This window comes from Thermomicrobiales bacterium (assembly GCA_023954495.1).
Classification (GTDB): Bacteria; Chloroflexota; Chloroflexia; order Thermomicrobiales; family CFX8; genus JAMLIA01.
In genome coordinates this window covers 1-13978 of the sequence record JAMLIA010000024.1, presented here as the reverse complement: position 1 = coordinate 13978, position 13978 = coordinate 1, and the positions used below count along the sequence as shown (strand labels likewise).

13 protein-coding genes are annotated in these 13978 nt (G+C 61.3%); 6 read left to right on the top strand and 7 right to left on the bottom strand.

The features are described 5' to 3' along the window. The first annotated feature begins 92 nt into the window (after nt 1-92). Together M9890_06725 and scpB are read left to right on the top strand one after the other, a co-directional pair. On the top strand, nt 93-836 hold the full coding sequence (locus tag M9890_06725) for a segregation/condensation protein A (GenBank protein MCO5176651.1): 744 nt from the start codon (nt 93-95) through the stop codon (nt 834-836). Beyond that, a complete protein-coding gene (gene scpB, locus M9890_06720; GenBank protein MCO5176650.1) occupies nt 829-1407 on the top strand; it encodes an SMC-Scp complex subunit ScpB in 579 nt (192 codons plus the stop codon). Before M9890_06725 ends, scpB begins: the two co-directional genes overlap by 8 nt. Here the strand turns inward: scpB and M9890_06715 are convergent. The 3 genes from M9890_06715 to M9890_06705 all read right to left on the bottom strand — a co-directional run bounded on the left by M9890_06715 (nt 1397) and on the right by M9890_06705 (nt 4356). Further along, nucleotides 1397-2572 (bottom strand): cysteine desulfurase, encoded by a 1176-nt coding sequence (locus M9890_06715; protein ID MCO5176649.1) that lies wholly within the window; start codon nt 2570-2572, stop codon nt 1397-1399. The genes scpB and M9890_06715 overlap by 11 nt on opposite strands. A 27-nt stretch (nt 2573-2599) precedes the next feature. Continuing rightward, nucleotides 2600-3067 carry an Rrf2 family transcriptional regulator gene (locus M9890_06710; GenBank protein MCO5176648.1) on the bottom strand — a complete coding sequence of 156 codons (468 nt, stop codon included), beginning with the start codon at nt 3065-3067 and terminating at the stop codon, nt 2600-2602. 143 nt (nt 3068-3210) lie between these two features. Beyond that, nucleotides 3211-4356, bottom strand: coding sequence for a site-2 protease family protein (locus M9890_06705; protein MCO5176647.1), 1146 nt, complete (start codon nt 4354-4356; stop codon nt 3211-3213). A gap of 248 nt (nt 4357-4604) precedes the next feature. Here M9890_06705 and rpoN point away from each other — a divergent pair, with 248 nt between their 5' ends. Continuing rightward, a complete protein-coding gene (gene rpoN / locus M9890_06700) occupies nt 4605-6011 on the top strand; it encodes an RNA polymerase factor sigma-54 (GenBank protein MCO5176646.1) in 1407 nt (468 codons plus the stop codon). Nucleotides 6012-6073: 62 nt separating this feature from the next. Beyond that, nucleotides 6074-7009 (top strand): aspartate carbamoyltransferase, encoded by a 936-nt coding sequence (gene pyrB, locus M9890_06695; protein MCO5176645.1) that lies wholly within the window; start codon nt 6074-6076, stop codon nt 7007-7009. 6 nt (nt 7010-7015) lie between these two features. On the opposite strand, the gene M9890_06690 is transcribed toward pyrB, so the two are convergent. After that, a complete protein-coding gene (locus M9890_06690) occupies nt 7016-8362 on the bottom strand; it encodes an MFS transporter (protein MCO5176644.1) in 1347 nt (448 codons plus the stop codon). Beyond that, nucleotides 8359-8616 (bottom strand): DUF951 domain-containing protein, encoded by a 258-nt coding sequence (locus M9890_06685; GenBank protein MCO5176643.1) that lies wholly within the window; start codon nt 8614-8616, stop codon nt 8359-8361. The genes M9890_06690 and M9890_06685 overlap by 4 nt, the downstream gene beginning before the upstream one ends. Before the next feature lie 123 nt (nt 8617-8739). Here M9890_06685 and M9890_06680 point away from each other — a divergent pair, with 123 nt between their 5' ends. Next, a complete protein-coding gene (locus tag M9890_06680; protein MCO5176642.1) occupies nt 8740-9378 on the top strand; it encodes a hypothetical protein in 639 nt (212 codons plus the stop codon). On the opposite strand, the gene M9890_06675 is transcribed toward M9890_06680, so the two are convergent. Then, entirely contained in the window at nt 9344-9646 is a 303-nt protein-coding gene (locus M9890_06675; GenBank protein ID MCO5176641.1) for a YbaB/EbfC family nucleoid-associated protein, read from the bottom strand. The genes M9890_06680 and M9890_06675 overlap by 35 nt on opposite strands. 66 nt (nt 9647-9712) lie before the next feature. Continuing rightward, a complete protein-coding gene (gene recN / locus M9890_06670; protein MCO5176640.1) occupies nt 9713-11476 on the bottom strand; it encodes a DNA repair protein RecN in 1764 nt (587 codons plus the stop codon). 635 nt (nt 11477-12111) lie between these two features. On the opposite strand from recN, the gene M9890_06665 reads away from it, so the two are divergent. Beyond that, entirely contained in the window at nt 12112-13788 is a 1677-nt protein-coding gene (locus M9890_06665; GenBank protein ID MCO5176639.1) for an ATP-binding cassette domain-containing protein, read from the top strand. Nucleotides 13789-13978 lie beyond the last annotated feature (190 nt).

Below are 13978 nucleotides of genomic sequence, written 5' to 3'. Positions count from 1 at the left end.
TGCGAACTCATTCGCTCCCACGCCGACAAGGACGCTGCCAAGTCGGATGCTGCGCTTGCGATGCTGCAGCGAGCAGACGACGGAGCGGCGCAGTGAGCGATCGACGATCACCCGTCACGCTGGAGAGCTACCAGCTGCGGCTACCGAGCTTTGAGGGGCCATTGGATGTCCTGCTCGCACTCATCGAACGCGAGCGACTGGACATCTCTGACCTATCCCTGGTCGCGGTGACCGACGGGTTTCTGGCCTACATTGAGGCGATGGAGCGCCCGCCTGCGGCACTGCTGGCTGAGTTCGCCGGCATCGCTGCGCGATTGCTGGTGCTCAAGTCGCGCGCCATGCTGCCGCGCCCACCTGCGACCGAGGAAGAGCCGAGTGCCGACGACCTCGCGCAGCAACTGCGCGAATACCAGCAGATGAAGCTTGTGGCCCAATCGCTTCGCGAGACACACGAGCAGGGGCTACGCTCGTTCAGCCGTCCTCCGCGTGCCGACACTCCAACTCGCCTCGTGTTTGTAGCGCCGCCAGTAGCGTCGCTCAAGCGTGCGTTCGCCCGCTCGTTGGCGCGCATGGTGCCGGATGCGCAGGTGGCGCCACTGCGGCGGATCGTCACGATCGGGGAGATGCTGGATCGCATAACGGCGAACCTGAATCGGTTGCGACGACCTCGACCATTCCGCGAGTTGATCGAATCTGCCGACCGCGAATCGACCATCGTCGGCTTCATCGCGCTCCTGGCGCTCTGGCGACGGGGCGATATCGACGTGCATCAGGACGGCCTCTTCACCGATATCGAAGTCACACCATCCGGATCGGGAGTGTTCGCCGATGACTGACCAGCAGCTCGCGCTGGATATTGTGCCAATCGACGAGGCGATTCCGGCAATTGAGGCGCTGCTCTTCGCGTCTGGCGAAGCCGAGGATGTCCCGACGCTGGCTGCGGCGCTGGAGTGGAGTCAGCGAGACATACGTCGGGCCATCGAAGCGCTGGAAGAAGATCTTCGCACACAGCCACGGGGGATCACGTTGCAGCGTGATGGAGACCGGGTGCGGCTGGTGACCGTCCCGCGCTATGGACGGGCGGTCGAGCGTCTACTTGGCATTGAACGTCAGGTGAAACTCTCCAGTGCGGCACTGGAAACGCTGGCCATCGTTGCCTATCGGCAGCCAATTATCCGTCCGGAGATCGAGGCGATCCGTGGCGTCGATTCGAGTGGGGTGCTGGCAACGCTTGTCGCGCGCGAACTAGTGGAAGCGCGTGGCCGCCGAGTCGGGCCGGGTAACCCGGTCGAGTACGGAACGACCGCATCATTTCTGCAGTTCTTCGGTCTGGCATCGCTGGATGCGTTGCCACCGCTCGACGCTGTTGAGCCGAGCGATGACGTCCTCAGCAAGATTACGACGTGATCGCTGCCAGGTTCTGGATTCGCTCGACTGCCGAGACGATTTCCTGGACTGCCGTATCAACGTCGCTGTCGCTGGTGTCCTTGCCAACAGTGAGCCGGATAGAGCCGTTCGCGCGCGCCTCTTCGATACCCAGCGCGGTCAGCACGTGGGATGGCTCAGTTGAGCCCGAAGTACAGGCCGATCCGCTGGATGCTGAGATGCCGACCATGTCCAGGGCAAGCAGAAGTGCTGGTCCGTCGACGCCCGTGAAAGCGATGTTGGCATTGTTCGGCAGCCGCAAGGTGGGATGGCCGTTGAGCTGTGCATTCGGCACACGCTCCAGGATCGCCTCTAGCAGGCGATCGCGCAGCCTTCGACTGTGTGCGGTGCGCTCGTCCATCTCGTCAATGGCGAACTGCATTGCAGAGACAGTCCCAACGATTCCAGCGAGGTTTTCGGTGCCGGCGCGGCGCGTGTTTTCCTGTCCGCCGCCGTGCTGCTGCCAGTCGATCGGCGAACCCGCCCGGCAATAGAGCAGGCCAGTGCCCTTTGGCCCGTAGAACTTGTGCGCGGTGATCGACATAAGATCGACTCCGAGCTCGTTGGGAAGCACCGGAATCGCGCCAACTGCCTGGACAGCGTCGGTGTGCATGATTGCTCCGGCAGCGTGAGCGATCTCGGCAATCTCACGAATGGGCTGAATCGTGCCGATCTCATTGTTCGCCAGCATCACCGACACCAGGCAGGTGTTCTCCGTGATGAACGGTCGAATAGTCTCCGGTTGGACGATGCCATCTGCATCAGGCATCACCACCACGACTTCAAAGTCATGACGCTCCATGGCCTCGGCTGAGTGCAAGACAGCGTGATGTTCAATTGCTGAAACGACGATGCGCTTGCGCTCTGGCTTGTTGAAGTGATGCCACCAGGCAACGCCCTTGATCGACAGGTTGTTCGATTCCGTTGCGCCGCTGGTGAAGATAATTTCCTGCGGTGCGCAGCCGAGCAGGGTGCCGGCGGTAGAGCGGGCCCAATCGAGGGCAACGTGAGCATCACGACCCGTCTCATAGACACTGGACGGGTTGCCAAAGCGCTCGGTGAAGAATGGCAGCATGATGTTCACGACATCTGGATCCACCGGCGTGGTGGCGGCGTGGTCGAGATAGATTCGGGTGCGAGAATCCACGGCGTATCCTGATCTGAGATCGAGTCGTCAGGCCGGTGCGTGGCTCGAAGGTTCGGCCTGTGACGCTTGAGCGGATTGCTCCTGGTGTGGATTGATCAGGTCTGCGAGGGTGGTGGAGTCGAGCACATCAATGATGTTGTCGCGCACTTTCAGCCAGACAGATCGCGTCGCGCAGCCGTCAATTAACGGACACTGCTCATCCGGCTCAACTTCCGAGACGCAATCCCAGGGGGCGATTGGGCCCTCAAGGACACGGTACACGTCGCCGACGCGGATCGCTGCCGGCTCGCGTGCCAGTTCGTAGCCACCGTGCGCGCCACGCGTAGACGCCACCAGACCGGAGCGCCGGAGCATGCCCAGAAGCTGCTCCAGGTACGACTGCGGGACAGCCGAATCGTGCGCAATTGTCGACAGGGCCGAGGGCCCGTCACCGTACGTACGCGCCAAAGCGACCATCGCTCGAAGTCCGTATTCTCCGCGGGTAGAAACTTTCATGCGGCCGCGTCCTTTCGCGCTCGCGCTGGGGTGGTGTTCAAAGTATCGTACACCTGTTCGTTCAGTACCGCAAGTGCGAATGATTGTTGGATGGTACTGAGACTCATTAGCAGATAGTGTATACCATCTCGTCGATGTGCGCCTCAGGCAAGACGCAGACTCCGACGCAGGAGACGCATCCCCGAGCGATACCAGGCAAATTGCCGACTCTGAACATGATCGTAAACGTGCCAGAGGCGGTCGGTCGTAAACACCCCGCGATAACGCCCATTCTCGACAACCGGCACGGCCGGGATGTCCGCAAGCATCAACCATTGATGGACATCGTAGAGCGAATCGTCGGCTTCAACAGCATGGACGTTCGCATCCATCAGGTCCGCCACGCGCAAACGATGCCGACTTGTCTGGTTGGCCATGATGTCGCGCCGCCAGAGCATACCGACGACGACGCCGTCCTCAACGACAACGACATCGCGCGGGCCTCCGGAGATGGCGGTCAGCAGCGCTTCGTTCGGCTGAACGCCGCCGCCGTCCCAGAGCGCGTACTGGCCGACCGGCAGACCGCGAAGTGACATCTCGGTCGCGACCATCCGGAACTCCATCGATGCGGAGACAATGATGAAGACAGCGACCAGGATCAGCACATAATCGCCAATCAACAAGCCACCAATCGCCATCAACAAGGCGAGCGCAGCGCCGATGATTGCCGCGATTCTGGTCGCTTGGAGGCGGCTGCGAAACGACGCCAGGAACGCGCGCAACACGCGTCCGCCATCCATTGGGAAGGCTGGCAGGAGATTGAAGATCGCGAGCAGGATATTCGCCAGCCAGAGCTGCAGGATGAACCCTGCCGGCGAAAGCTCACTGGAAATGAGCAGGATGTCGATTGGATCGGAAACCGCACGGATGGCGGAGATCATCAAGATGAATGGTGTAAGCGCCAGCGCGATAGCGATGTTCGTGGCTGGACCTGCCAGCGCGATGACCGTCTCGGCCCGCGGCGTGAGGGGTGTGTACTCGAACCGCGCGACTCCGCCTATTGGAAGCAGCGTGATGTCTTCGACATGCACCCCGTAGCGGAGCGCTGCAACGGCATGCGCGAGCTCGTGGAGCAGGACGCAGCAAAACACCACCAGCACAATAATCAGACCAAATGCAGCGCCGTTTACGCCGCCACGCGCGCGGATACCCCACTCGTACACCACCCACAGCAAAACGAGCGCAAACGTTGGATGCACCCTGATCGGAATCCCGTTGGTGCTGCCGAGCGGTATGACCTTGTCGAACACGCTCTCCTGCTCGCTTCTGCGGACGACACACGCGCAATGAACTATCGAGAGATAGCCACATCGCCATCATAGCAGACGCTATTCTGGTCGATTTACGCTGCTAGCGCGAAACATGTCTGTCGGTGCTGAGAACATTTCCACGTATAGCAAGAATCAGGCCACGGATGTGATACGATGTTCACGACCTGCGATCCGCGACGTTTCAAGCGGTCGTATGGCAGGAGGGAGGGTCACTGGCCGTGTCACGTATGCAAGCCGGATATGACCTCATTACTGAACAACGACAATGGATTTCCCCCAGCCTGATTGAGGCCAATTACATCCTGAGCCTCTCGCGGCAGGAACTGGAAGCAGTCATTAATCAGGAGCTTGACGAGAACCCCGCACTCGAAGCATCCAACGAACAGATCTGTCCACGCTGCGGCGGGATCCTTGAAGGAACGTTCTGCGCCACCTGCATGATCAATCACGCAGAACAGCAGAAGCAGGACTCCTGGGAGGACTACCCTGAGATTGCCTATCAAGCGTCGATCACCCGCGATGATTCGGATGACTTTGACCCCATGACGCTGGTTGGTGACAACCTCAGTCCGCGAGACCGTGTCGCATTTGACTTGCCAACACTCATCGGCGGCGACCTTCTGCCTATTGCCGAGTACCTGCTGGATTCACTCGACGAGCGCGGATACGTTGACGCGAACCTGCGTGACGTCGCGCGGCTATTCAATGCCACGGCACAGGACATCGAAGAGGCGCTCGGGGCGATCCAGACGCTAGCGCCAGTCGGCGTCGGGGCTCGCGACCTGCGTGAGTGCCTGCTCTTGCAGCTGCGCTATCTGGCCGAAAACGACGCCGACATTCCCGAAGCTGTGTTCGAAATTGTCGACCATCATCTCGACGACCTGGGCAGTCACAAGTTCGGACTCATCGCCCGCGAGCTCGGCGTAACAGCCGACGTTATCGAAGAGGCTCGCGATTACATTCGCAGTAGCTTGACGCCGTTTCCCCTGCAACGGCAGGAAGCTCAACAGTGGCGATCGCCAGTTGAGGACGGGTACGTCGCACCCGACGTGGTCATCAGCATCAAGGACGGTGAGCTGATCATCGAAGTCGTTGAATCGCGCTACTCGCGTTTGCGTGTGAACGACATCTACGATCAGATGGCGAAGGTCGCGCAGGCAAGCCGCAAGTCGAGCGACATGGATTCGGAGACGCGCAGCCATGTCCGCGACCACGTCGGCCGTGCGCGTCTCTTCCTCGGCAACGTCAAGCAGCGCCACGAAACGCTTGCACGCATCTCGCGATGCGTGGCGGATATGCAGGAGGACTTTTTGCGCGGTGGTGTGCGGAAGCTGAGACCGCTTACTCGCGCGACGGTTGCGACGCAGGTCGGCGTTCACGAGTCGACCGTGTCGCGAGCGACTGCGAACAAGTACGTCATGCTCCCGACTCGGCAGGTCATTCCGTTCAGTGACTTCTTTACCCCGTCGCTGAGCGTGAAGGACATGATCAAGGAGATGATCGAGAACGAAGAGCAGTCGTTGACCGACAAGCGCATCGTTGAGCTGCTCAATCGCCGCGGTGTGCGGATCGCTCGACGAACGGTCGCGAAGTATCGTGCCGAGCTGAATATCCTGCCGAGCACGTTGCGCTGATCGCCGAGGGCTATAATCGGCAGCGATGCGGCTGTGGATGACAACACGACAATGGAGGCGCGATGCTACCTCGGCATATCCTGCGAGTGGATCAGTTCAGTCGAGGAGACCTCCAGGAGCTCCTGACGCATTCCCGGGAGATGCGCCGCATCGCAGATTCTGGCGGGGATGATCGCCTCAAAGGGAAGATTCTGGCGACGCTCTTTTTCGAGCCGAGCACCCGCACCCGCTTGAGCTTCGAATCCGCCATGCTGCGGCTTGGCGGCGAGGTGATCTCGTCGGAAAGCGCCGACCACACGTCTTCCGCCGTCAAAGGCGAATCGCTCGAAGATACGATCCGCATCGTTGAGTCCTATGCCGATGCCATCGCTATTCGTCACCCGCTTGCCGGCGCGGCCGAGACATCGGCATCCGTCGCCTCAGTGCCGATCCTGAATGCCGGCGATGGACCGCGCGAGCATCCAACGCAGGCGCTCCTGGATCTGTACACGATCTACGACGAGCTGCATCGGATTGATGATCTGACTATCGCGCTGGTGGGCGACTTGCGCTTTGGCCGAGCGCCGAGGTCGCTGGCGATGCTGCTCACCCGAACTGAGCGTTGTCGCATTCTGCTTGTAGCGCCCCCGGGCATTGAGATGTCGCAGGATGTCCTGGCGTACCTCGACGCGCACAACGTCGTCTGGGAACAGCTGCACGATCTGGAAGAGGCGTTGCCACGCGCGGATGTCATCTACATGACGCGCGTGCAGAAGGAACGCTTTCCGAGTGTCGATGCGTACCGACGGGTGAGTGGGTCGTATCGGCTGGGCGAGGAGCATCTCGCGCTTCTCAGGCGGGACGCGATCATCATGCATCCACTGCCGCGCGTTGATGAGATCGACACGATCGTCGATGCAGATCCACGCGCTGCCTACTTCCGGCAGGCGCGCAACGGCGTCTATATCCGGATGGCGTTGCTGGACCTGATGTTGAGGTCTCGCCTGCGCACAGCCTAGAGCGCGCTAACCATCTGCGTCTGCCGCGCTGTTCGCCATGACGACGTGATCTGGTGGCACGACCCGCCGCAGGTTATACAGGCCGATCAGAATCAGCAGCACGGCGATAAAGACGATCACCTTCAACACGCCGAACAGGTCGGCAAATGCTCCAGCGAATAGCACCGGCGCAAATGAGGCGATGTTCGAAATCGTGAAGTACGTCGCGTAAACCCGCGCAAGCCCCTCTTGAGGACTGCCCTCCTGCAGCAGCGTTTGGCTTGGCACCAGAATGAACGCGTTCGAGATGCCAAGCATGGCAGCACAGAAGACGGCGAAGACCGTGACGCCGAGTGCGACGCTGTTTTCAGCAAGCCCGAGGACACCCGCAATCGGCTCGCTCAGAGCAAAGAGCGCCAGCCAGATACCGGCTGAGATGATGCCGTAATCGACCAACCGGATCGGTCGGATCAGTCGGGCGACGCGATTGACCAGCAGCGCGCCGGCGACGACGCCCAGCCCGGCCGGAGCGACGATGTAGGCGATGTCCTCGCTGGGGAGCTTCAGCACGCTGACGATGAATTCCGGGCCGAGTGCGGCGATCATCAGGTAGGTCGTTGTCGCCAGTGTTAGATAGATGATCGCCTTAATCAGCACCGGACTCTGCAGAACGAATACGGCCCCTTCGCGCGCTTCGTCGACAAACCTGCGCCAGGCTGAGCCCTCTTCCGAGACCGGGCGCGCGACAGGTGGCGTCTTCGGCAGCAGCAGTGCGAGCGCGGTCGTCAGGATGTACAGGATGAGGATGCCGATCAGTGTGTTCTGCACACCAAGGACCTTGATCGCGATCGGCCCGAGTGCGGCAAAGCCGAGGATCTGTGATCCCGTGAACGTCAGATTGAACAACGCGTTCGCGCTCAGCAGCTCCCGTGCATCGACGAGCGTCGGGATTGCCGCCGCCTGGGCAGGGCCGAAGAACTGCCCGACCGTCCCGAGGAAGAACGTAATGAGATAGAGCGCGACCAACGTGAGAACCGGCGGCCACGACGGGTTGAGTGCCAGGAAGCCGAGCACGCCGACGACCCTCAGTCCGTTCGAGACAACCATGACGGTCCGCTTATCGGTGCGTTCCACCACGACACCGGCGACCGCCGAAAAAAGCACGGCTGGTGATGAGAACGCCAGCACGAGCAGCGATATCGCTGTGTTTGCTTGTGCGAGCTGCTGCGTTTCAACGATCTGGCGAACAAGGATGAGTAGCGAGAAGTTGATCATGTTCTGCGCTGTCTGGGACAGCGCTTGCACGATCCACAGGCGCAAAAACGCCTGATTTCGCAGGACTTCGACGACTCCAGCGTCCCGCTTCGACGTCACTGACCGAATGCCCCGGTCGATGGTTCGGCATCGATCGCTGGGGCAACATACCCCTCGCCGCGCGAGACAAAGGTCTTCAGCCGACGCTCAAGCTCACGACGTGGCAGCAGGACGCGCCGGTTGCAGCCGTGGCAGCGCAGGCCAATGTCTGCACCGAGGCGCACAACTGACCATTCGTAGGAGCCACATGGGTGCGGCTTCCGCAGCCGAACCACGTCACCGATATAGATGTCGAGCGGTTGTGCTGAACGCATGAGACGAACGAAGCTCCTCGATCATTTCGTCGGGCCACCTGCCCAAGTATAGCGATCGATTGTACGGTGACTCGTGCCCATATCGTCTGCCTGCTACACTCTGATGCGAGGAGTACGTACACCATGCAGCGAATCGTAGGCGGCCTGATTGCCGTCGTTGTTATCGGGCTGATGTGGATAACGCTGGGTCGGCTGATATTCATTGCCGATGTCGGTCAGCACGGCATGCTCAGCAGTGAGGCGATCGTGACCTACCTCCTGCTGTTTCTGGCTCCAGCGGCGACGTTCGTTCCGCTGCGACTTTGGACCAACATCCCGTTGTACGACGTCGAAGCGATTGCTGGATGGGCAACGCTCGGGTTCGCACTCGCGTTCCTGCAGCCGGGCACTCCGCCGTCGCTCGGGCAGTTTCTCTTCTTCATCCTCACGTTGACCGTCGCACTGGCGACGATTTGTACGCTCGTGTCGTTTACCGTTGGTCTGCGGGCGTGCCGCGATGTCGCCCACAAGCACGACGTGATGCGGGCTCGTCGACAAGGCTACCTGCTGGCGATGTTTATCGTGGCCTGCTTCGTCTTGCATGGCATCGGCACGTTGACGCCGGCGAGCGGGACGCTGCTGTTCATGCTGCTCGTGCTGGCGGAGCTGCTCGCGTTTTCCCGCGCCAACGCAAAACCGGCCGCGCGTCGCGCCGCCGGTTCACCAGCAAAGTCGTATGCGGAAGCGCTTACATCAGACCGGGGATACGCATCCCGCCGGTGACGGCCGACATCTTGTCGGCGGCCAACTCTTCGGCCCGCTCCATCGCGTCATTGATGGCAGCGAGAATCGTATCTTCCAGCATCTCGGCGTCGGAAGGATCAAGTGCTTCGGGTGCGATCTTAATACCCACGACCGCCTTCAGGCCGGTCACGTGGACCGTCACCATGCCGCCACCGGCTGTGCCCTCGACGATTGTCTCGCCAAGCTCGCCCTGAATCTTTTGAATCCGGTTCTGCATCTGCTGCAGCATTCGCATGTTCGGCTGCATCTGCTGGAAGTCCTTTCTGGTAGCGCCTCACGGGGCTCCGGAAGCGCCGCGATTATATCAGTCGCCTTATCGCGCTTTGGCGTTGCGCCTCTGTTTCCAGTCGCTGGCGCGCTTCAGCAGTGCCGTTGCGCTGGCGCGTGATTCGGGCGTGATCGGCGTGCCGTCGAGCATGGCCGCGACCTCATCGATACGCTCGCTACCGTCGATGGTTCGCGCCGTCGTCACGGTACGCTCTTCCTCTTCCGTCTTTACCAGGGTGATGTGATGGTCGGCAAACGCTGCGATCTGCGGCAGGTGTGAAATGACAATGGCTTGGTGGCGACTGGTCAGGCCCCACAGCTTTTCACCCACGACCTGCCCGCTGCGCCCTCCGACGCCGACGTCAACCTCGTCGAAGACCAGCACCGGCGTCTCGTCGGCGTCGGAGAGGATGGATTTCAGCGCCAGCATAAGCCGCGCCGTCTCACCGCCGGATGCGATGCGCGCCAGCGGACGCGGATCTTCGCCGCGATTCGTTGCCAGGTAGAACGTCAGCTGATCGACACCGGTCGGATCGATCGCAACTGGCTTGCCGTCTGGCCCGTCAACACCGTCCGGATCTGGTCGCGTCTCGAAGCGGACCTCGAAAGCCGCTCTGCCCATGTTGAGCTCGTGGATCGCGTCTTCGACCTTGCTGGCAAGCTGCGTCGCAGCCGCCTTGCGCGCGTTCGAAAGCTGTATTGCCGCAATGCCCAACGCGCGACGCTGCTGTGCTTCGGCAGTGCGGAGTGCATCAATGTCATCCTCGCCGCCGGTGAGCTGCGCCAATTCGTCGGCGATGCTCGCCGCGTGGGCCAGGACATCATCGAGCGTCGGTCCGTACTTGCGCTTGAGGCGGCGGAGGAGATCGAGGCGTTCTTCGACAACTTCGAGGCGTTGCGGGTCAATCTCGACCTGTTCGGCGTAGTTGCGCACGTCTGAGCTGACATCTTCGAGCACATAGAGCGCGTCATTCAAGCGCGTCAGCGTCGGTTCGATGCCGACGTCAAGGCCAGTGATCTCGCCGAGGATACGCCCGGATACGCGAAGGAGGTCGAGCGCACCCGTCGGCTCAGTCGATGTCGGGTCGCCATTGAGCGCCGCGATCGCGTCTGCCGACGCCTGCATCAAGCGCTCGGCGTTCGCCAATCGGGTGCGCTCCTGGCCGAGCAGCTCGTCTTCATTCGGCAGGATGGCAGCCGCTTCGATCTCGTCAGACTGATACTGAAGGAGGTCGATGCGCTGAGCGCGTTGCCGCTGCTCGTCGTCAAAGTCCTGAATTCGTGCGCGCAAGTGCCGCCAGGCGTTGAGTGCCCCTGCTAGTGCCAGCCGTTGTTCGATTGTCCCGGCGTAGCGATCAAGCAGCTCCAGCTGAACCTGTGGCCGCAGGAGCGACAGGTGATCGCTCTGCCCGTGGATATCCACCAGCGACTGGCCGATGCGCGCGAGCGTGGCGACGGTGACGGTGCGGTTCGCGATCCGGGCGGTGGATCGGCCAGCCGCGCTGATGTCGCGGCTCAGGATCAGTGGCTCGTCGACATCCTGAACGATGCCAATGTCTGCCAGCTCCGCGATGAGCGCTTCGCGCCCCCGTACGTCGACGATGTCGAAGACGGCTTCGACCCAGGCGCTGGACGCACCGGTCCGGACGACTTCGGCAGATGTCCGCGCGCCGAGCACCGCCCCGAGCGCATCGATCACCATCGACTTTCCGGCACCGGTTTCGCCAGTAAGGACGTTCAATCCCGGCGCGAACGAGAGTCGCGTCTCCTGGATGACTGCAAGGTTGTGGATCGCGAGTTCACGAAGCACCGGCGGGTCGGGCCTCCACTGGTCGGAACGACGGACAACAACGTTCCCGTAATGGTAGCGCGTGGTGATTCCTGACGAAACTGAAGCCGGATTACGGGCTGATCTGAACCGTTGGGCATCGACCATGCACCAATTCTAAGAATCAGTTCATAACCAGTTGACAATGGTGATGAATCAAGTTATAGTCTCTATCAGTTAGAAGGTGATGGTCGTGAACAGGACGATGGTTATGTCGAAATGGTCAACATCTGGTCGGAGGAGCTCACCAATCCCGCTTTGCTTCGTTGGCCATCAGAACCGACATCGAGCCGGTTCGCCGGCTATTCACTGGACGCGGTAGCAGAACGTACGGAATCAACGAAAGAGGAGACACACGATGGACAACTTTCTGGTTGAGATGCTCGTAGAGCAGAAGAAGTTCGAGCTTCAGCGCACAAGCGGCAAGCGCGACTGGATCGCGATCTTCCGCAAGGCTCGCTAACGAAAGCCCAATACTCCATCCCCCACACCCCCCGAATCCCCCGGCATCGACGATCGATAGCCGGGGCATTCGTGTCACCCGCTGCGCGTGATACGCTGTCGCGACATCAATTGAGGGATCGTGCAGTAGTCATCAACGGGAGGCGCGGGAAAGCGTGCCCATCCTCGTACAGGCAAGTAGCGTCAGTGTTGTTTACGGCGGTAACGAGATCTTCAGCGATCTCACGTTTGCCGTTCGTGATGTCGACCGGATCGCGCTCGTGGGCGAAAACGGCTCGGGCAAGAGCTCGTTGCTGCGCTTGCTGGCTGGTGAGGCCGAGCCGCAGAGCGGCTCCGTGTCGCGTCAGCGTGGACTGCGCGTGGCGTACCTGCCGCAAACGCCGGCGTTGGATCCGCAGCACACGGTCCGCGAAATCGTCGCGCTCGCCGGGGGGCAAGCCGATGAGGTCGATGCGCGGCTCCGTGAGCTCGAACAGCGCATGGGTGAGCAGCTTGACGACGATGAGCTTGAGTCGGTGCTGGCGGCCTACGCCGAGCTCCTGGAACGCGCCGATGCCAATGCCGGTGTCCCGGCCGACGTGCGGGTGGAGCAGACGCTGGCCTCACTCGGGTTGCCGCGCGATCGGTGGGATCTGCCGTCCGACGCGCTGAGCGGCGGCGAGAAGCAGATCGTCGGCCTCGCTTGCTGCCTGCTCGAAGAGCCCGAGCTGCTGCTATTGGACGAACCGGACAACCACCTCGATGCCGACGCGAAGACCTGGCTGGAATCCTATCTGGGGCAGCGGAGCGGCGGGACAGTCGTCATCTCGCACGATCGCTACTTTATCGATCGGATTGCGACCAGCATTGTCGAGCTGGAGGATGGCGGTGTCGTTGAGTACCCAGGCAATTACACCGCCTTCGTCAAGCAGAAGCGTGCTCGCCTGGAGCGCAACGCACAACTGTATGAGCTTCGCCAACGCGAGATCAAGAAGTTGAAGGCTAGCGCCGAGCAGCTCACGCAGTGGGCCCGACAGAATCCGAAGTTCGCCGCGCGTGCCGGCAACCGCTGGCGGATCCTGGAGATCGAGCGGGAGCGCCTGGCCGACACGCCGGTGCCGGTTCTGGACCGGCGACGGATGGAAGTCGAGTTCAATGCCGAGCGCGGCTCATCCCTGGTGCTGGACATCAAAGGGCTATCGAAGTCCTACGGCGATCGGCAGATCATCCGTCCGTTCGATCTTGAGCTGACGCACGGCGAGCGCGTTGGTGTCGTAGGCGAGAACGGCTCCGGGAAGACGACGTTCTTCCGGCTGATCCTCGGTCGAGAGGAGCCGACCGGCGGACGCGTGCGGATTGGCCCGTCGATTGCGCCCGGCTACTACGCGCAGGAGCAGGAGACCCTTGACCCGGCGAAGACGCCTCTGGAGCTGGTGCGCTCGCAGCGACCCATGACGGAGCAGCAGGCGATTGGCTTTCTCGTTGGCTTGCTTTTCACGCGCGAGGACGCGCTGACGCCAATTGGCAAGCTGAGCGGCGGCGAACGCAGCCGATTGCAGATCGCGCTCATGGTGCTCGGCGGTGCGAACTTCCTGATGCTCGACGAGCCGACCAACAACCTCGACCTTGGCTCAATTGAGGAGCTGGAGGACGCACTGCTCGACTTTGGCGGCACGATCCTGACGATCTCGCACGATCGTTACTTCCTCGACCGTATCTGCAATCGCATCATCGAGTTTTCCGACGGCTATGTTCGAGAGTACCCCGGCGGGTTCACGAACTACGATCGCCATCGTGGCACAGGCAGCCTGCTGACGAACATGCCAACCCCCGACCGCCGCAAGAAGCGCTAACGGTCGGGGGGCAGCAATTCGATCAGACGGGTTGGGCTGGAACTGGCAGCTCGATCTGGTTCGTCCATCGTTCCATCGAGCGCACAAAGCCCTGCGCGACCAGATATTCAATGATGCGCTCGGCATTGTCGTCCGGCGTGTGCCCGACGGTATCCAGACTCAGCTCTGGTGCTGTCGGCGCTTCGTATGG

Excerpts from the sequence above, each read along its gene's own strand:
- scpB (MCO5176650.1), top strand. The coding sequence starts at position 829 with ATGACTGACCAGCAGCTCGCGCTGGATATTGTGCCAATCGACGAGGCG.
- M9890_06710 (MCO5176648.1), bottom strand. The coding sequence starts at position 3,067 with ATGAAAGTTTCTACCCGCGGAGAATACGGACTTCGAGCGATGGTCGCT.
- rpoN (MCO5176646.1), top strand. The coding sequence starts at position 4,605 with ATGCAAGCCGGATATGACCTCATTACTGAACAACGACAATGGATTTCC.
- pyrB (MCO5176645.1), top strand. The coding sequence starts at position 6,074 with ATGCTACCTCGGCATATCCTGCGAGTGGATCAGTTCAGTCGAGGAGAC.
- M9890_06685 (MCO5176643.1), bottom strand. The coding sequence starts at position 8,616 with ATGCGTTCAGCACAACCGCTCGACATCTATATCGGTGACGTGGTTCGG.
- M9890_06680 (MCO5176642.1), top strand. The coding sequence starts at position 8,740 with ATGCAGCGAATCGTAGGCGGCCTGATTGCCGTCGTTGTTATCGGGCTG.
- M9890_06675 (MCO5176641.1), bottom strand. The coding sequence starts at position 9,646 with ATGCAGCCGAACATGCGAATGCTGCAGCAGATGCAGAACCGGATTCAA.